Below are 17,615 nucleotides of genomic sequence, written 5' to 3'. Positions count from 1 at the left end.
AAAGGGCGTTCGGAGGCGTTGGTGGAACAAGTCTTTCAGGTCGACCTGCGCGGAATCGTCGATCTGCTCAGCCACCACCTCTACGGCAGCCCCCGGGTGTATCTGCGCGAGTTGTTGCAGAATGCGGTGGATGCCATCACCGCGCGGCGGGCGGTGGACGCCCAGGCGCCCGCGCGGGTGCGGATCGAGACGCCCGAGCGCACCGGCGACGGCAGTATTCGAGTGCACGACAGCGGTATCGGACTGACCGAGGCAGAGGTACACGCGCTGCTGGCGACCATCGGGCGCAGCGGTAAACGCGACGACCTCGGATTCGCCCGGCACGAATTCCTCGGCCAGTTCGGCATCGGGCTGCTGTCGTGCTTCCTCGTCGCCGACCAGGCCCGGGTGATCACCCGCTCGGCCCGCGGCGGGGGCACGGTGGAGTGGATCGGTTCGGCCGACGGCAGCTATCGGGTCGTGGCGGCCGCCGAACAGCGCGCCGAACCGGGCACCACCGTGATCCTCGTTCCGCGCCAGGGCATGGAGCACTGGGTCACCGGCGGCACGGTCACCGAATTGGCCACGCTGTTCGGGGGCATGCTGCCCGTCGAGGCCCTGGTGAACGGGCGGATCGTCACGCGGCCCGAATTGCCTTGGCGGACACGGTATTCCACCCACGATGACCGCGAGGCCGCGCTATCCGCCTACGCCGAGGAGATCTTCGGCTACACGCCCTTCGCGACCATCGACCTGGCGTGGGCCGAATCCGGTGTCACCGGTGTGGCTTTCGTACTGCCGCATGCGGCCAATCCGGCGGCCAAGGCCGGGCATCGCGTCTATCTCAAGCGCATGCTGATCGCGGAGAGCGTGACCGGACTGCTGCCGGAGTGGGCGTTCTTCGTCCGATGCGTCATCGACACCACCGAACTGCGCCCGACCGCCAGCCGCGAGGCCCTCTACGAGAACGATCTGCTGGAGGCGACCCGCGACGCCCTCGGCACACGGATCCGGGACTGGCTGGTCGAGTTGTCCACCTCGGATCCGGCCGGACTCGCGGAATTCCTGAACGTCCATCAGCTGGGCGTCAAGGCCCTGGCCCTGCACGACGACGAGATGTTGCGGCTGGTGGATCGCTGGCTGCCGGTCGAGACCAATGCCGGACGCCTGCCGCTCGCCGAATTCCGCCGCCGCTTCGGCACTTCGGTGCGCTATACGCCCTCGGTCGAGGAGTTCCGGCAGCTGTCGGCCGTATCCAGCGCGCAGGGCCTGGGCCTGGTGAACGGCGGCTATTCCTATCTCACCGGCATACTCGAGCGGCTACCGGTGCTCGATCGCGACATTCGCGTCGAACGGCTCGACCCGAGCGAACTGGCCATGCGCCTGGATCTGGTGGATCCGGCGACCGAACTGGCGCTGCGCCCGCTGCTGACCACGGCCCAGCGCGCGCTGGACCGGCTCGACTGCGAGGTCGTCCTGCGCAGTTTCGAACCCGCCTCGCTGGCCGCGCTGTATCTGCTCGATCGCGAGACCCAGCACCGGGCCGAGCTGCGCAGCACCCGGGCGATCACCGACGAGCTGTGGGCCGATGTGCTCTCGGCCTTCGACACCGCATCCGAACCGGACCGCCCGCAGCTGGTGCTCAATCATCGAAACCCGTTGGTGCGCAAGATCTCCGGCATCGCCGAACCGCGGCTGGCCACGATGGCGATCGAGGCGCTTTACATTCAGGCGCTGCTGCTCGGCCAGCATCCGCTGCGACCGGTGGATACCGCGCTGCTCAACCGATCCTTCGCCGGCCTGCTCGACTGGGCCGTGCACGACAGCGAGGGCACGCTCTGATGTCGCACTCCGAAGACCAGCTGCGCCAATTGCTCGGCCAGGCCGATCAACTCGGCTACGGTGACAGCAAAGACGCTCTGCTGGAACAGATTCTGCGACATGCCGAGGCAGGTGCGCACGACCGGCTGGCCTTCGAGACCCGGATGCGGTTGGTGGAGGCCTATACCCTCGGGATGCGGCCGGCCAAGCTGTTCGTGCCCTTCGCGCGCTGTCTGGCCGACTACGATCACGATCCGGCGGCCTACGAGCCGTGGGTGACACACAGTCTGCGCTGGTACTTCAAGTACGCGGTGAACGCCCTCACCGACTTTCCGGAGGTGCCCGCGGAGAAGGCGCTCGCCGCATTGGATCAGATGGAGCGCCGCTACCGGGTCGAGGGCCAGAGTCCTCATGCGGTCTACGCCTGCCGACATCGGGTGGCCGCGCATATCGGCGACCACGCGGCCGCCGAGCACTGGTTCGAAAAATGGTGCACCGCACCGCGAGACGAGAACTCCGACTGCGCGGGCTGCGATCCGTCCAACAAGACCGTCTATCTCGCCGAGCAGGGGCGCGACGCGGAGGCCGTCGCACTGGCCGCGCCGGTGTTGCAGGGCGAGTTGAACTGCCAGGAACAACCGCAGCACATCCTCACCACGCTGCTGCTGCCCTATCTGCGCATCGGACAGTTCGATCAGGCCCGCTCCGCACATCGGCGGGCCTACCGGGTGCTGCGCACCCGGCCGCAGAGCCTCGACGATATCGGCGCGCACCTCGAGTTCTGCGCCCTGTCCGGGAATCAGGCCCGCGGCCTCGAGCTGCTGACCCGGCATCTGGGCTGGGTGGATCGCGCGCCGAATCCCTTCGCCGCCATGCGATTCGCCGGATCGGCCGCACTGCTGCTGCGCACGGTCGTCGAGGCCGGACACGGGACGGTCCTCGTCGGTCGCCCGGCCCATGCGGACCGCCCTGCCACCGAACCGACCGCGCGCGAGTTGCACGAACAGCTCGCGACCCAGGCCCTCGGGATCGCCGCGCGATTCGATCGGCGCAACGGCACCGAACATCAGACCACCCTCGTACGCGCCGTGCTGGATCGCGAGCCGATCGTGGATCGGCTGCCGCTGGCGGCCGTCGCGCAGCTGCCCGAACCGCCGAATCCGGCCCCGCCCGCGAGCGAACCGGAGACCGGCGGGCTCACCGACGCCGAACTTGTCGAGCGCGCCGAATCCGCGCTGCACCGCTGCGAATTCGCGACGGCCGAAACCCTGGTGCGGCAACTGGGTACGCCGAGCGATCCCTTGTTCGCCGCGCGGGCGACCGTGTTGCGCGCCCAGCTGCAGCCGGATCCGGCCCTCAGTGAGGCCGGATTCCGCCGGGCCGCCGAGGAATTCGCTGCCGCGGGCGATGAGAACGGCCGCCACGCCAATCTCGGCCGCCTGGGTGTATGCCTGTGCGAGCGCGGCGCGACGGAGGACGGATTGGCGCTCCTGCGGGCCGCCCACGACCATCTGACCAGGCACGCCGATCTCGGTGAAAGGGTCAGGGGCGCACTGCGGCTCGCCGATGGACTGTTCCTCGCCGAGCGGCTCGAACAGATGTGGCCCGTCCTCGACGAGGCGGCCGTCACCGCGGCGACATCGGGCGATCCGGTACTGATCGGCGATGTCGCCCAGCGCCGAATGTCCCCGCCCATCGGCAATCCCGAGGCGCTGACCGAGGCGACTCGCGCGGCCGAGCTCGCACTGTCGGCATTCCGGCAGGCCGATATCCCGCTGCAGGTCGCCTACGCGGCCCATCGCCTGGCCGAACTGCATCGGGCCGGACGAGACGCCGATGCCGCGCTCGCGGCCGCGGACCAGGCGCTGGCGGCGCTGCCCGCCGGGGCCCCGGCCGAACTGCGGGTCGCGGTGCACGGATTGCGCGGTGGGCTGCTCAACCAGTGCGGCCGCGCGGCCGAGGCCGTCGGCGATCTGCTCACCGCCGTCACCGTCGGCGTCCGGGAGGACATCGCCGAAGTCCCACTGCACCAATGGGATCTGGCCGTCTCCTATCGCGCGATCGGACAGCTCCTCGACGCCGCCGACCTCGCCGAGGAGGCCATCGACGGGCTGATCGCCATCGACCGGGACGCTGCGGCGCAGCGCTGCCGATATCTGCTGGCCGACCTGCATCGCGATATGCGGGAGGATGATCAGGCCCTCGCGGTATACGAGCAGATCATCGAATTCGAGCGGGCCACTGGCGATCTCGATGCCGAGGCCCGCGCACTGACCGAGATCGCCGACCTCCTCGAGGCCCTGGACCGGGATGAGCTTGCCGCGGGGCGCTATCGCGAGGCGGGCGAGACCTCCGAGCGTGCGGGCAATATCGCCCGGCTCGTTTACTGCCGCTACAGCGAGGCGCTGTCACTGCGCTGGACCGGCGCCTTCGACGAGGCGCTGACCGTTCTCGACGAGGCCGAGCAGGCGCTGCGGGAGCTGGCAGCCACCGATCCCGATCCGGATCTGCTCGCCTGGCATCGAGCGAGGTTGAGCCACAACACCTCTCGAATCCTGTTCGACGCCGGACGCGCGGCGGAGGCCGTGCGGTACGCGGCCGACGCCGCCGCCGGATATCGTGCGCTGCGGGCCACGCGCAACGCCGCGCGAGCCGAACTGGTGCACGGCCGGATCCTGCTGGAGCTGGGCCATCCCGACCGGGCCGTCGAGGTCCTGGGCCGGGCCCTCGCCGAAACCGAGGCCGACGATCCTGTCCGCGACATCCTGTCCGATGCGCTCGCCGCGGCCCGCGAACGCACGCAATGACCCTCAGACCTACCGCGGATAGCGATTCAGCGCGGCCCGGTATGCGGTTTGGTGCCCGGCTCCTGGACCGGTTCGGATTGCGGATCGGCCGGGACGACGGGTTTGGGCAACTTATCGGTCGCATCGGCCCGGGTCACCTCGGCGTCCACACCGGGAAACGAGACCGGCCGAGTGGCCGGGGGCTGGTTCAGGCGCAGCGCGGAGGTGAGATCGCCGAAGGTGCGGCGACGCCAGTCGGAGATGTTGGGTTCGCGAACGCCGGTGAACCACTCCAGGAATCGCAGACATGAGGTGTGGTCGAAGCGTTCGGTGGCCACCCAGCCGCCCGCGGTCCACGGCGACACGATGATGGTCGGCACACGATAACCGCCACCGATCGGATCGTCCTGCACGAATTCACCGGCCTCGCCCGCGGGCGGCAGCGGCGGCACGACGTGATCGAACAGGCCGTCGTTCTCGTCGTAGGTCAGGATGAATACCGTCTTGGCCCACAGGTCCCGATTGGCGGCGAGGGCATTGATGCGGTCGGCGATGTACTTGGCGCCGTCGGCGGGCCGATAGTCCGGATGTTCGCTCGCGGCGGCATTGGGCAGAATCCACGACACCGCGGGCAGGTTCCCGGTTTGCGCGTCACGTTCGAACTGCCCGACCGGCGAGGTGGCCAATCCCTTGCTGCGCAATGGGGAATCGGCGGGCGCGGTCTCATACTGCCGGAACAGTTCGAACATGTTCAGGCCGTAGTCATCGATCTCGTTGTAGACCTTCCAGCTGATCCCCGCCTGTTCGAGCCGTTCGGCATAGGTGGTCCAGCTGTAGCCGCCGAGCGCGGGGATATTGGCGGTGATCGGGCCACCGCCATTGCCGTCGGGATCGATGGTCCCGGTCATCCACATCATGCGATTGGGCCAGGTCGGTCCGAGCACCGAACAGTGATAGGCATCGCACACGGTGAACGCGTCGGCCAGCGCGAAATGGAACGGGATATCGGCTCGTTCGTAGTAGCCCATCACATAGGGCCCGTTCTTACCGTCGGCCCTGCGGTGCGCGGGCAGCCACTGATCCATCGCGCCGCCGTTGAGCGCCTGGTGCTGGACGGCCCAGGCATGCGAGGTGGACGGGATCTTCTGCACACTGTTGCGATAGGTGTCCAGGTGGAAGGGCAGCGTATAGCCGTCCGGATTCTGCGGATCGGGCTGCTGGAACACCGAGGTCCCGTCGGGGAAGTGCAGGGCCTGCGGATCGGCGAATCCGCGCACCCCCGGCATGGTCCCGAAGTAGTGGTCGAACGACCGGTTCTCCTGCATCAGGAGCACCACATGCTCGATCGGTTTGGGCGCCACCGGATCGGCCAGCGCCCGCCGCACATTCGGCGGCATGGCCGCGAACGCCGCCGCCAGCGCCGCACCCCCGAGAAACCTTCGCCGCGTCAAACCCCGTGCGGCCGTATCCGATTCGCTCACCGGTCGTCCCTTCGCTCGCTCGAGCAGGCAAAACAACACGCTACGAGTCCAGGATGAACACGACGTTTCCGTGCGGTAGCACGTTCGACGTACCCCTATTGTCCGCTCAGGCCCGTGCGCTCCAGCATGCCGAGCATCAGTTCGAAGGCGTGGTCGACCCGGTCGCGGTCGCCGGTGGTGATGAGGTCGATCTGCAGGCCGCGCACCTGGGCCAGGACGAGGGTGGCGGCATGTGCGACGGTCGAGCGGGGCCAGCCGTAGCGCAGCAGCGATTCCTCGAGGAGGGTGAGCCAGCCGGTGATCAGGGTGTCGGGCAGGGCGGTACCGCGGATGCTCGAATAGCCTGCGGCGGCGGCCAATTCGAACAGCACGCGGAACTGACGCTGTTCACGAGGCTGGCACAGGCGGCGCCAGATCCCGCGCATGAGTTCGGATCCGGTGGTCGCATCGCCGGATTCCTCGGAGAGCAAACGGGATTCGAAATCCGCACGGATGCGGCCGAGCACCTCGGCGACGAGACCCTCCTTGGTCTCGAAGTGCCGGATGAGCGTCGCGTGACTGACCCCGAGCGCCGTCGCCATCGGGCGCAGCGACAGCGCGGCCACGCCGTGGTCGAGCACATACTCCGTGGCCGCCTCCAGCAGCTCGGGGCGGCGATGCTGGTAGCGGAGCTTGCGGCCATCGATACGGGTTTCGGTCATCGCCGCCATCGTAGCTGGTCAGCCGTTGATTTCAGATAGGCGTACCGATCGGTTGCAAAACCATATGGAACTGCTATCGTCGGTGGTCTGCTCGATGAAAACGCCCAGGAGGGCCCATGCGATACGACGAATACCGGGCCCATGACGCGGTCGGCCTCGCCCGGCTGGTCGCCGAGAAACAGGTACATCCCACCGAACTGCTCGAGGCCGCGCTCGCGCGCTACGAACAGGTCGGCCCGGCGGTCAATGCGGTGAGTCTGCTCATGGACGATGTCGGCCGGGCCCGCGCGGCGGGTCCGATCGAGGGCCCGTTCGCGGGCGTCCCCTTCCTCATCAAGGATCTGCTGCAGGATTTCGCCGGATATCCGACGGCCTCCGGAACCCGTTCGCTGCAACGGATTCCGGCCGAGAGCCACAGCATTGCGGTGCGCCGCTGGCTCGATTCGGGACTGGTGATCTTCGGTAAGACGACCACCCCCGAATTCGGGATCAAGGGCGTCACAGAGTCCTCGGCCTACGGTGCCACCCGCAATCCGTGGAATCTGGACCGAACCCCGGGCGGCTCCTCGGGCGGCTCGGCCGCGGCGGTGGCCGCGGGCATCGTCCCGGTGGCCGGCGGTAACGACGGTGGCGGCTCGATCCGGATTCCGGCGGCCTGGACCGGACTGTTCGGCCTCAAGCCCGGCCGTGGGCTGGTGCCGTGCGGCGGCGCCGGGGGCGACCACCTGCACGGCCTCGCGACCGACGGGGTGCTGTCGCGCAGCGTCCGCGATAGCGCGGTCATGCTCGACATCCTCGCCGGACCCGATCCCGGGGCACGGTACTACCACTGCGGCCCCGGCCACAGCTTCGCCGACGCGGTGACCAACGCCCCCCGCCGACTGCGCATCGCCATCAGCCGCGAATCCCCCATCGGCACCGCGGTACACGGGGAGGCGATCCGCGCGGTCGAGCAGACCGCGACGCTACTGGAATCCCTGGGCCACCAGATCGACGACGCCGCACCGATATTCGACGGCAGGCAGCTGGCCGCGGACTTCACCACGGTCTGGACTGCCCATGCCGCCGCCGTTCTCGACCTGGTCCGCCGCAATGTGGGCGTGCCGGAACGCCGATTCGATTTCGACACAAGGATGTTGGCCGCGGCCGGACGCTCGCTGACCGCACCCGAACTGGTCGCGGCCTATGAACGCTGGAACGATTACACGCGGGCCCTGGCCGATCTGCACGCCGACTACGATCTGCTGCTCACCCCCACCGTCGCCGCGCCACCGCCGCGCATCGGCGAGCTGGACACCCCGCAGCTGATCCAGCGCCTCGGCGGACCGCTGCTCGGACTCGGCGCGGGCCGGGCGATGACCAACAACAGGATCTTCCGCGAACTCGTACTCGCCAACTTCGCGGTCACGCCGTACACGCCGCTGGCCAATATCACCGGACGGCCCGCGATGAGCGTGCCGCTGTATCGAACCCCGGACGGTCTGCCGCTGGGCAGCCAGTTCATCGGCGCCCCCGGCAGCGAATACCTCCTCCTGCAGCTCGCGGCGCAGCTGGAGGCCGCGAGCCCGTGGGCGCACCTCGAACCGCCGGAACCCGCGGGCCGGTAACCCGCCTCCCCCTGTGCCCAGCCGAATCGGTTGACGACAGGCCGGGACAGGGGGTCGCGGTACCCGAGGTGGTGCGCCCCTCAGGATGAGGCGCACCGATAGGTATTCGGTGCCCGAGAGCTTCCGGTTGGGATCGAATCCTCATCGGGCGCTCAGGAAGATCATCTACTGTTTACGTACGTAGATAGTAGATGAATGGGAAGGCAACGACGCCATGGCACGAACCGCAGCGCTTCGCACCCGACGAGCGATCCTCGCCCTGCCCGCGGTCGCGGCGCTGACCGTCGGCCTCGGGGCCGCGACGGCACAGGCCGAGACCAGGACGGCGGTCACCCGATCCGGAGCGGCTTGCCTGTGGGCGGGCGTCACCCATCCCCAGGGGACGCCGATCGTGGCCGGCGGACGCGCCTTCACCTGCGGCACCGACAACCTCGGCGGGCCACATTGGTTTCGTGGCGCGGCGACCACCCAGCTGAGCACCGTCCCGAATCCCGGCGCGTATACCGACCCCACCGGCCTGTTCAGCGGCGGCGCGCGCCAGCCCGGAACCAGCTACACCGACTACTGCACCGGCAATCAGCTGATCCCGGGCACCGACGACATCTACCAAGCCGTCCCCAATCGCGACGGCAGGATCTATTGGAAGGCCGTCGCGCCGATCTCGGAGTGGAGCTTCGACGCGGTCAGCCCACGCCCCGAGCCCACCTGGCGCCGAGGCTCGCTGTGTCGCGACGGGAACCTGACGTAACGGGAAATGCCCTGCGCGACAACCGTTCGGTTGTCGCACAGGGCCCTCGGCTCGCCGACATCAGCACCAGTTGGCATGCGGACGGCAGAGCGCCCCGCCGCCACCGGAATCGTTATCGGTATAGCGGCCCTCCAGATCCTGGATGCGCTCGCGATGGTAAATGCGGCGGGACTCGTTATGTTCGGCCTGCAGGGCAGGATTCGAGTCGGTGTGCCGTAAACCCCCGGGGTCGACGAAGTGATCTCCCAACGAGGGTGTGGATTGATTGACCCCGCTCGAAATACCGCCGCGCGCATCGGGTTCCGCCGCCGCGGTGGTCGCCTGGAGGGTCAGGGCCGCGGCGGCCAGAAGAATCATGGCGAACGCCGATATCCGTCGACGAGCGCCGATTGCCATTGACGAACTGGTTCGAGTAGCTCCGTGCGGTGCCGACATCGTCGTCGGAACACTTCGCGTCATGGCCACAGTGCCTTTCTGCAGTCGTGTGCCCTGGTCACCACCGGCATAGCGACCCATCTACGTAGTTGAATAGTAGATCATGAGCCTGAGACAAGGCTTAGATGCTGAACGGTAGCCAGAAAACGACTCACCGTAATGCTTTGGATGACAAGTCGATTCGCACCACCGAAGGCCAGACGCGGTGATGCAGATCACCTTGCTAATTCCGTTGGCGCACAAGACGATTTCATACCGGAAGTCCGATATTGCAAGGAGCGCAACGAGATGCGGTTACCGCAATTCCGGACTAACTTCTCATTCAGCTTTACACCGGAGGGCCGGATCGAGGAGGGAACGTGCGGATCCTGCTGGTCGCCAGCGCATTCAACAGCCTCACGCAGCGCGTGCACGCAGAGCTGCGCGAGCGCGGCCACGAGGTGGGGATCGAGCTGGCATTGGGCGACGATCACTTACGCACGCGGGTCACCGAATTCGAGCCCGAACTGATTCTGGCGCCCATGCTGACGACCGCGATTCCGGAGGACATCTGGACCGCGCATACCGTGCTGATCGTGCATCCGGGGCCGAAGGGCGATCGCGGGCCCTCCTCGCTCGACTGGGCCATCCACGAGGGCGCCTGGGCCTGGGGCGTCACCGTCCTGCAGGCCGTCGCCGATATGGACGCCGGGCCCATCTGGGCCACCGAACCGTTCGCGGTCGCCGCATGCGGTAAGAGCGAGCTCTACCGCAACGAGGTCGCCGACGCCGCGGTCCGTGCTGTCTTGACGGCCGTAAACCGTTTCGCCACAGGTCGATTCGCGCCCGAGCCGCTGGACTACGATCGCCCCGACGTACACGGACGGCTGCGTCCCTACCACGAGCAGCACTACCGCCGGATCGACTGGACCGCCGACGATACCGCCACGGTCCTGCGCAAGCTCCGCGCCGCGGACTCCCAGCCGGGCGTGCTCGACGAGCTGTACGGCCGAGAGTTCTTCCTGCACGGCGGTTTCGGTGAGGACCGCCTGCGCGGCAGGCCGGGCGCGGTGCTCGCCACCCGCGACGGCGCGATCTGCCGCGCGACCGTCGATGGCGCGGTGTGGTTGCCGCAGTTGCGATCTCGCCGCATACCCGGCGGCCCGGCCACCTACAAACTGCCCGCGACGATCGCGCTCGGGCGGGATCTGCCCGACGTTCCCGAGGCCCCTGTCACCCCGGCCGAGGCCGCCACCCGCGACACCTGGTCGGAACTGCGCTACCGCGAGGAGAACGAGGTCGGCTACCTCGAATTCGCCTTCGGAGGCGGGGCGATGAGCACCGAACAGTGCCGGCGCCTGCTGGCCGCGTATCGCCACGCCTGCACGCGTCCGGTCGATGTGCTGGTCCTCGGTCCGGCCCGCGACTTCTTCTCCAACGGCATCCACCTCAATGTGATCGAGGCATCCGACGATCCGGCCACGGAGTCGTGGCACAACATCAATGCCATGAACGATCTGGTGGAGGCGATCCTCACCACCACCGACAAGCTGGTCGTCGCGGCGTTGGCCGGTAATGCCGCCGCGGGCGGGGTGATGCTGGCCCTGGCCGCCGATGAGGTGTGGTGCCGCGAATCGGTGGTGCTCAATCCGCACTATCGGCTGATGGGCCTGCACGGCTCGGAGTATTGGACCTATACGCTGCCGAGGCGGGTGGGCGCGGCCGAGGCCGACCGGCTCATCCGCGAGGCCCTGCCCGTCGGCGCCCGCGCGGCCGCGAATCTGGGCCTGGTGGACCGCGCCCTGCCCGGCGATACCGAGGAGTTCTGGTCCCGGGTGCGACGCGATGCCGAAAACCTCTCCGCCGCATCGGAATTGGCCGACCGGTTGGTCGCGAAGAAGCGGCGGCGCGCCGGAGACGAGGCGGACCGGCCGCTATCGGCATATCGCGCAAGCGAATTGGCGCAGATGCGCCGCAATTTCTATCACCCCGGCGAGCCCTATCACGCGCTCCGCCGCGACTTCGTGCACAAGGTGCGACCGGCGGCCACGCCGCCGCATCTGACGGTCACATAACGGATTGATCACAACGCCCCCAACGGAGTTCGCGTGCTGCAACTGGATCATTTCAACCACGGGTGGCTGACGCCGGCCCTGGCCTATCTGATGTCGGTCATCGGATCGGTACTCGCCTTGCGATGCGCATTCCACGCCCGCTCGGCCCGCTGGCCCGGCGGCTGGCTGATCGCCGCGGCCGTGGCGCTCGGCGGCGCGGGCATCTGGGTCATGCATTTCACCGCGATGCTCGGATTCTCGATCGTCGGCGTCACCATTCACTACGACATGATGATGACCTTGCTCAGCGCGGCCATCGCGATCGTGGTGGTGTGGGTCGGGCTGTCCATCGTCGTGCGCGGGCGGCGCGAGATCCTGGCGCTGCCGATCGGCGGGGCGATCACCGGACTGGGCGTGGCCTCGATGCATTACCTCGGCATGCACGCCATGCGATCGGAGGCGGTCGTGCACTATCGGCCGGCACTGGTGGCGCTGTCCATCGTGATCGCGGTGGTGGCGGCGACCGCAGCGCTGTGGTTCATGCTGCATCTGCGCGGCTTCCCGGCCACCCTCGGCGCGGCCCTGATCATGGGTCTGGCGGTATGCGGAATGCATTACACCGGAATGGCGTCCATGCAGGCCGAACACGGCCATCACGACACCATGCCCGGCGGCTCCGATGCCATGCAGCTGCTCACGCCGTTGATCGTGATCGTCACCCTGGTGACCATGATGCTGATCGTGCTGGTGGGTCTGGCCGAGATCGATTCGGCCGAACGGATCTCCGCCGATCGGCGGCGGCCGGCCGTCGATCCGGGCCTGGCCGACAGTGGGCGGCAGTGGCCGCGTCAGGACGTCCCGCGCCGTTAGAGTTCGCTCGGTCGGTCGGCGTGGTTCGCCTGCTCGCGAATCCACTCGTCGGCCGAGGTCTTGGCGTCGTCGACCGACCGCGCCGAGGCCTCGCGCATAAGGCTGCCGTCGGGTCTGCCGATCCGCCAGGTACAGGTGCTGCGCGTCGACGCCTTCACCCGGCCGTGCAATGCGCCGAAATCCTTGGTGAGCCACCATTCCGCGGGACCGCCGGCCAGTGCCCAGCCGTCGGTGGCATGTTCCGGACGAATCGGCCCGAACGGCGCCCCGTCGGAATTCGCCCGGTTGTGGTCGATCACCTGCTTCCCCTCACATCCTCGCCTGCGTTGTGCCGCAACGAGATTTCGGCACAGAATAGATAATCGCAGTCGAGACGGGATTCGACCAGTCCCGCGATTCGGGCATCACGAAAGACCATATGCAAGTACGTTTGCAGTGCTGTTTGGATTGTCGCGCAGCCGAATTCAGAAACGTCGCGCGCCGCTGACCGGCATCTCCGAAATCGGTGACATCACCACGCCGGTCGCGCTGGTCGCGGCGTGGATCACCTGTCCATCACCGGCGTAGAGCGCGGAATGATCACCGCCGTAGAACGACACCAGATCACCCGGCTGCAAGTCGTCGATCGCGACCGGCGTTCCGGCATCGAGCTGTTCGTAACTGGTGCGGGGCAATTCGACTCCGGCCTGTTCATAGGACCACTGCACGAGGCCCGAGCAGTCGAAGGAATCCGGTCCGGCCGAGCCGAAGACGTAGGAGGAGCCGAGCTTGGATTCGGCCGCCTCCACGGCGAGCTGGCCGTGGGTCTTCTCCGGCGTCACGGCCGGGGCGGCGGGCTGCGGCTCGGGCTGGGGCGTCAGGCCGGGAAGCGCTGGCAGAGAACGAAGGTCGAGTCCGGGGACCAGCGACTGGACGGCCGCGAACACATCGGCGACGATCGAGCAGCCCATCAGTCCCGGGATGGGCGCCGGGGCGCCGGTCTCGGACGGGGCGGCGGCGGAGCGCCGAGTGGGATCCGAAACGGGTGGCGCGGCAACATCTTCGGGGATCGCGACTAGAGCGTCCGGCATGCCGCCGGGCGTCGCGACCGGGCCGGGGATGTCGAAGACTCCGATACCCGGGACGGTGACCGATTGCGCCGAGGCCTGTCCGGTGGTCAGCAGCAGGGCACCGATCGTGCCGAGCACGACGACCGCGGCCGCCATCATCCACCAGAGCAACGGCCGCAGACAGCTGGTTAATCGGCCTTCGCTGTTTTCTGCCATGATGCGGTCCTCCGATCCTTTCATCGGAGTCCGGACCTTCGCCCGGCGCTCCGAACAGTTTCGAAAAACGACGCGATGTGCATTCGGTACAGCGGATCCGAGAAACCATCCTTCGCCCGGCCCAATTGAATTCCAAACGGAAACACGCATTTATTGATAACAACGCGATAAACAATTGAAAACCAACAGATTACGAAGAAATGCCCCGCCGCGGATTGTTTTTCCGCTGCGGGGCATTTTCTCGACCGATCAGGCGCTCAGTTGCTGTTCGATTCGCGCCGCCAGGTCGCGCAATTTGGCGGCGAATTCACGGGCCGCATTCGGATCGTCACCGGAACCCTTGACGACCCGACGGCCCAGAGCCACCAGACGCGATTCCACACTGCTGAACAAATCCACCGGGCGATCGGATGCGGGATCGGGCAATTCTCCGCGCAACCAGGATTGCAATCGCTGCACCACATGATCCCGTTCGAATTGTTCGGGCAATACCGAAATCGCCTCGCGAATCCGGCCCGCGGTGACCTTCGATTCACCGGCGGCCAGTGTGGCGTAGACCGTCACCGCGGCCTCCTCGCCGTATTCGGTCGCCACCGGGAGCAATTCCCGGATCTGACCCTCGTTGATTCCCGGTGCCATCGGGTGCAGCCGGGCGGCCAGCGGCCATGCGCGAATCAGCTTGTGCGCGTAGGAGCGTTGCATTTCCCACCGCTGTTCCACGTAATCGTCGAAGGTGGTGTAGGCGTCGCGATACAACCGGCCGTCCCGCACGATCTGCAGGGCTCGACCGGCCGCCCAGAATGCCAGGCGCAGCGTGCCGATCGAGGATTCGCAGGCCGAGAGCTGATCCTGCTCCCGCTCGCTCAGCGGGCCGTCGCCGGCCATGGGCAGCGGCATGTTCAGCACGGTGGCTGCCGGATCCGGCACCGTCGGCACCACGGTCAACGTGGCACCCGACCGCCGCCATTCGGCATCGCGCAGCGGCGATACCGGCGGGGTGTGTTCGGCCGTATCGGCCAGCGGATTGGCCGCGGCCGCACCGCCTATCACGGATTTCCTGCGTTGCGGAGGCATCAGGCGGGCACCCCCAGCGCGACGCGGTAGGGACTGACCAGCTCATCGCCCACCTGGCCGTATTCACCCAGATCCGAGAGTGGATTCTCGGCACCCTCGCCGACTTCCCCATCGGCGGCTTCCCGATACCACTTCCAGGCACTGAGATAGGACTCGAAAACCTCATACCCGGCATCCTCGAGATGTGAACGCTGGGTGCGATATTCCGTGGAGACGTTGACACCGTTCTTCATCGTCACCGGAACCTTTGTCATCAGCACGCGGACCCGTATTTCGCGGGCCGCATCGGCGGCCGCCTCCTCGGCGGCCCGATAGGTACTCGGCACTCGTTTCACCTCCGATGGACTCACGCTCGTCAATAGAATGAGCTCGTCGGTAGAGGGAATCGCGGCCTTGAAGATATCCGCGGATTCACCACCGGCATCCACGATCACCACGTCGTAGTCCGCGGCATTGTCGGTGATGCAATCGCCGACATGCCGGGACGGAAATGCGATGAGCGTGAAAGGCACTTCGATCTCGCCCTTGAGCAACCTCCGGTACCAGGAGTATCCGGTCTGGCTCAATGGATCGGCGTCGATCACCAGCACACGCAGCTTATGCACCTGCGCGAAGTAGCCGGCGAGGAAGAACGCGGAAGTGGTCTTCCCGACGCCGCCCTTCAGATTACCCAGGGTGATCACCAAGGGCTTGGGTAGATCGAGCGGTGCAACAGAATTCGTCATAGACGGTCCTCCTGTAATGAGGAGAGCATTACTGTGCATCGACAGTCTTACACGCGTGTAACTCGAACCCGTTTCATTTTCTCGGCGTGTCCAATTGGACACAGTCGATCAGGGCCGCGGCGAGCCCGCGAGTCGCTGCCGGACCGCAATGAGCATCCGCATACTGCGTTCGACCTGGCGTGCCAGTTCCACGACACTGTCATCGGACAGCGGCGTAAGTGGAGCCTCGAGCAAAGTGGCGGCGATGGCCACCAACGATTCCGCCGCCTGCTCCATCACTTCATCCCGATTCGAATACATGTTCGAATACTATCTCTGATCCGAGCTCTGTCGCTAGGTCCCAGCGGATCTGATATCGATGGCCCCTGTCCGGACGGAGTCCTCCCCCGTCCCTCCCCGGACGGTCCCCTCCCCAGTCCCTCCCCGGACGGTCCCCTCCCCAGTCCCCTGCCCGGACGGAGTCCGGGCAGGGGTGGCGGTCAGCCGACCTGAGTGGTTGTGTCGCGGCCGGTGGCCAGGAGGGAGTGCCGACGGCTGTAGGCGAAGTAGAAGATCATGCCCAGGACGAACCAGACGGCGAAGCGGAGCCAGGTGATGGGTTCCAAGGCGGTGATCAGCCAGACCGAGAAGGCTATGCCTACCAAGGGGACCACGGGCATGAAGGGGGTACGGAAGGTGCGGGGGAGGTCGGGCTGGCGGTAGCGCAGGACGATGACCGCTACGCAGACGATGATGAAGGCCAGCAGGATGCCGATGTTGGTCAACTCGGCGACCTGGCCGATCGGGAGCAGGCCCGCGATCACGGCCGAGGCGATTCCGACGATCCAGGTGATGCGGGTCGGAACCTTGCGCACGGGATGGGTTTTGGCGAACCACTGGGGCAGCAGGCCGTCTCGGCTCATCGAGTACCAGACGCGGGTGACGCCGAGCATGAACGTGAACAGCACGGTCATGATGCCGACGATGGCGCCGGCCGCGATCAGGCTGCCCAGGCCGGACAGTCCCACGGCCGCGAACGCCGAGGACAGACCGCTCTTGGGGTTGATATCGGTGTACTTCTGCATGCCGGTCAGCACCAGGCATACGAGCACGTACAGCACCATCGAGACGATCAGCGAGTAGATGATCGCCCTGGGCAGATGGCGTTTGGCGTCGATCGACTCCTCCGCGGCCGTCGACATCGCGTCATAGCCGAATACCGCGAAGAACACCGTCGAGGCGCCGGTCACCGCGCCGCCGAAGCCGAACGGGAAGTACGGGTGGTAGTTGCCGGTCTTGATGTAGAACGCGCCGGCGACGATCACGATCAGCACGACCACGATCTTGATGCCGACCACGATCGTCTCGAATCGCGCCGCCGCCTTGATGCCTTGGGTCAGCAGATACGCGATCAGCAGGCACATCAGCGCCGCGAACAGATCCACCTTGTGCCCGGCACCCGTTCCGGGCGCGCCCAGCATCCACACCGGCAGGTGAATATGCAACTGCTCCAACAGGAACGAGACGTATCCGGAGATGCCGATGGCGACCACCGCGACGATCGCGGTGTACTCCAGCAGCAGATCCCAGCCGATGAACCACCCGACCGGCTCGCCGAGCACCGCATAGCCATACGTATAGGCCGACCCCGCCTTCGGGATCAGGCCCGCGAATTCGGCATAGGACAGCGCGGCCGCGGCGCTGGCCACACCGGCGATGAGGAACGAGATCAGCACGGCCGGACCGGCCTTGTCGTGCGCGACCGCACCGGCGAGGGCGAAGATGCCCGCGCCGATGATCCCACCGACGCCGATGGCCGTCAGCTGCCACAGGCCAAGGGCCCGCTGCAGACCGCTGGACTCGTCCTCGATCAGTTCGATGGGTTTGCGACGGAACAGGTCGCGCATGGCTGGACTAGCTGGCATATCTGTTACTCCTTGGACTACCCGGTCGGGGCAGTGTAAATGTGAGCGGCACCACCCCGCTTGTCCAGGTCTATGAATGGCCCTCGGGGATTTCGGCCGACGGAACAAGCCAGCAGTCCGATCGGTGTGCTTTGTCCGAACTTCCGTCCGGTTCCCGTGGCCGGAAAGGTGGGTTACTCGTCGTTG

Annotated in this window: 15 protein-coding genes; 6 read left to right on the top strand and 9 right to left on the bottom strand. The window is 66.9% G+C overall.

Annotated elements, in window-relative coordinates:
• Window positions 1–21 precede the first annotated feature (21 nt).
• Together ACIA76_RS07210 and ACIA76_RS07205 are read left to right on the top strand one after the other, a co-directional pair.
• Complete coding sequence (locus ACIA76_RS07210) at window positions 22–1,821, top strand: HSP90 family protein (RefSeq protein ID WP_397149528.1); 1,800 nt, start codon at window positions 22–24, stop codon at window positions 1,819–1,821.
• A complete protein-coding gene (locus ACIA76_RS07205; protein ID WP_397149526.1) occupies window positions 1,821–4,607 on the top strand; it encodes a hypothetical protein in 2,787 nt (928 codons plus the stop codon). Before ACIA76_RS07210 ends, ACIA76_RS07205 begins: the two co-directional genes overlap by 1 nt.
• Before the next feature lie 26 nt (window positions 4,608–4,633).
• On the opposite strand, the gene ACIA76_RS07200 is transcribed toward ACIA76_RS07205, so the two are convergent.
• Together ACIA76_RS07200 and ACIA76_RS07195 are read right to left on the bottom strand one after the other, a co-directional pair.
• Entirely contained in the window at window positions 4,634–5,983 is a 1,350-nt protein-coding gene (locus ACIA76_RS07200; protein ID WP_397150673.1) for an alkaline phosphatase family protein, read from the bottom strand.
• A 179-nt stretch (window positions 5,984–6,162) separates the two neighbouring features.
• Complete coding sequence (locus ACIA76_RS07195; protein WP_397149524.1) at window positions 6,163–6,768, bottom strand: TetR/AcrR family transcriptional regulator; 606 nt, start codon at window positions 6,766–6,768, stop codon at window positions 6,163–6,165.
• A 116-nt stretch (window positions 6,769–6,884) separates the two neighbouring features.
• Between ACIA76_RS07195 and ACIA76_RS07190 the strand changes: the two genes are divergently transcribed.
• Complete coding sequence (locus ACIA76_RS07190; RefSeq protein ID WP_397149522.1) at window positions 6,885–8,375, top strand: amidase; 1,491 nt, start codon at window positions 6,885–6,887, stop codon at window positions 8,373–8,375.
• A gap of 214 nt (window positions 8,376–8,589) precedes the next feature.
• A complete protein-coding gene (locus ACIA76_RS07185; RefSeq protein ID WP_397149520.1) occupies window positions 8,590–9,123 on the top strand; it encodes a hypothetical protein in 534 nt (177 codons plus the stop codon).
• Window positions 9,124–9,183: 60 nt separating this feature from the next.
• Here the strand turns inward: ACIA76_RS07185 and ACIA76_RS07180 are convergent, their stop codons facing one another.
• The gene (locus ACIA76_RS07180) at window positions 9,184–9,480 is read right to left on the bottom strand and encodes a hypothetical protein (protein WP_397149518.1); all 297 of its coding nucleotides are present in this window, start codon (window positions 9,478–9,480) and stop codon (window positions 9,184–9,186) included.
• 437 nt (window positions 9,481–9,917) lie between these two features.
• Here ACIA76_RS07180 and ACIA76_RS07175 point away from each other — a divergent pair, with 437 nt between their 5' ends.
• The gene (locus ACIA76_RS07175) at window positions 9,918–11,612 is read left to right on the top strand and encodes a hydrogenase maturation protein (protein WP_397149516.1); all 1,695 of its coding nucleotides are present in this window, start codon (window positions 9,918–9,920) and stop codon (window positions 11,610–11,612) included.
• A gap of 33 nt (window positions 11,613–11,645) precedes the next feature.
• Window positions 11,646–12,461 (top strand): MHYT domain-containing protein, encoded by an 816-nt coding sequence (locus ACIA76_RS07170; RefSeq protein ID WP_397149514.1) that lies wholly within the window; start codon window positions 11,646–11,648, stop codon window positions 12,459–12,461.
• Here the strand turns inward: ACIA76_RS07170 and ACIA76_RS07165 are convergent.
• From ACIA76_RS07165 to ACIA76_RS07140, 6 genes are all read right to left on the bottom strand, one after another.
• Entirely contained in the window at window positions 12,458–12,760 is a 303-nt protein-coding gene (locus tag ACIA76_RS07165; protein WP_397149512.1) for a hypothetical protein, read from the bottom strand. The genes ACIA76_RS07170 and ACIA76_RS07165 overlap by 4 nt on opposite strands.
• Window positions 12,761–12,925: 165 nt before the next feature.
• Window positions 12,926–13,726: a C40 family peptidase gene (locus tag ACIA76_RS07160; protein WP_397149510.1), complete on the bottom strand. Its 801-nt coding sequence runs from the start codon at window positions 13,724–13,726 to the stop codon at window positions 12,926–12,928.
• A 249-nt stretch (window positions 13,727–13,975) separates the two neighbouring features.
• Complete coding sequence (locus ACIA76_RS07155; RefSeq protein WP_397149508.1) at window positions 13,976–14,800, bottom strand: hypothetical protein; 825 nt, start codon at window positions 14,798–14,800, stop codon at window positions 13,976–13,978.
• Window positions 14,800–15,525 carry a ParA family protein gene (locus tag ACIA76_RS07150; RefSeq protein WP_397149506.1) on the bottom strand — a complete coding sequence of 242 codons (726 nt, stop codon included), beginning with the start codon at window positions 15,523–15,525 and terminating at the stop codon, window positions 14,800–14,802. The genes ACIA76_RS07155 and ACIA76_RS07150 overlap by 1 nt, the downstream gene beginning before the upstream one ends.
• A 108-nt stretch (window positions 15,526–15,633) precedes the next feature.
• Window positions 15,634–15,825 (bottom strand): hypothetical protein, encoded by a 192-nt coding sequence (locus ACIA76_RS07145; RefSeq protein WP_397149504.1) that lies wholly within the window; start codon window positions 15,823–15,825, stop codon window positions 15,634–15,636.
• Between the two features lie 179 nt (window positions 15,826–16,004).
• Window positions 16,005–17,429 carry an amino acid permease gene (locus ACIA76_RS07140; protein ID WP_397149502.1) on the bottom strand — a complete coding sequence of 475 codons (1,425 nt, stop codon included), beginning with the start codon at window positions 17,427–17,429 and terminating at the stop codon, window positions 16,005–16,007.
• Between the last annotated feature and the right edge of the window lie 186 nt (window positions 17,430–17,615).

It is taken from the genome of Nocardia sp. NPDC051570 (genome assembly GCF_044454005.1).
Taxonomy (GTDB): Bacteria; Actinomycetota; Actinomycetes; order Mycobacteriales; family Mycobacteriaceae; genus Nocardia.
This window is presented reverse-complemented; position numbering and strand designations above follow the sequence as displayed.

What these genes read in the sequence shown, in the direction of transcription:
- ACIA76_RS07205 (WP_397149526.1), top strand. Translation starts at nt 1,821, where the DNA reads ATGTCGCACTCCGAAGACCAGCTGCGCCAATTGCTCGGCCAGGCCGAT.
- ACIA76_RS07200 (WP_397150673.1), bottom strand. Translation starts at nt 5,983, where the DNA reads ATGCCGCCGAATGTGCGGCGGGCGCTGGCCGATCCGGTGGCGCCCAAA.
- ACIA76_RS07195 (WP_397149524.1), bottom strand. Translation starts at nt 6,768, where the DNA reads ATGACCGAAACCCGTATCGATGGCCGCAAGCTCCGCTACCAGCATCGC.
- ACIA76_RS07190 (WP_397149522.1), top strand. Translation starts at nt 6,885, where the DNA reads ATGCGATACGACGAATACCGGGCCCATGACGCGGTCGGCCTCGCCCGG.
- ACIA76_RS07185 (WP_397149520.1), top strand. Translation starts at nt 8,590, where the DNA reads ATGGCACGAACCGCAGCGCTTCGCACCCGACGAGCGATCCTCGCCCTG.
- ACIA76_RS07180 (WP_397149518.1), bottom strand. Translation starts at nt 9,480, where the DNA reads ATGATTCTTCTGGCCGCCGCGGCCCTGACCCTCCAGGCGACCACCGCG.
- ACIA76_RS07160 (WP_397149510.1), bottom strand. Translation starts at nt 13,726, where the DNA reads ATGGCAGAAAACAGCGAAGGCCGATTAACCAGCTGTCTGCGGCCGTTG.
- ACIA76_RS07155 (WP_397149508.1), bottom strand. Translation starts at nt 14,800, where the DNA reads ATGCCTCCGCAACGCAGGAAATCCGTGATAGGCGGTGCGGCCGCGGCC.
- ACIA76_RS07150 (WP_397149506.1), bottom strand. Translation starts at nt 15,525, where the DNA reads ATGACGAATTCTGTTGCACCGCTCGATCTACCCAAGCCCTTGGTGATC.
- ACIA76_RS07145 (WP_397149504.1), bottom strand. Translation starts at nt 15,825, where the DNA reads ATGTATTCGAATCGGGATGAAGTGATGGAGCAGGCGGCGGAATCGTTG.
- ACIA76_RS07140 (WP_397149502.1), bottom strand. Translation starts at nt 17,429, where the DNA reads ATGCCAGCTAGTCCAGCCATGCGCGACCTGTTCCGTCGCAAACCCATC.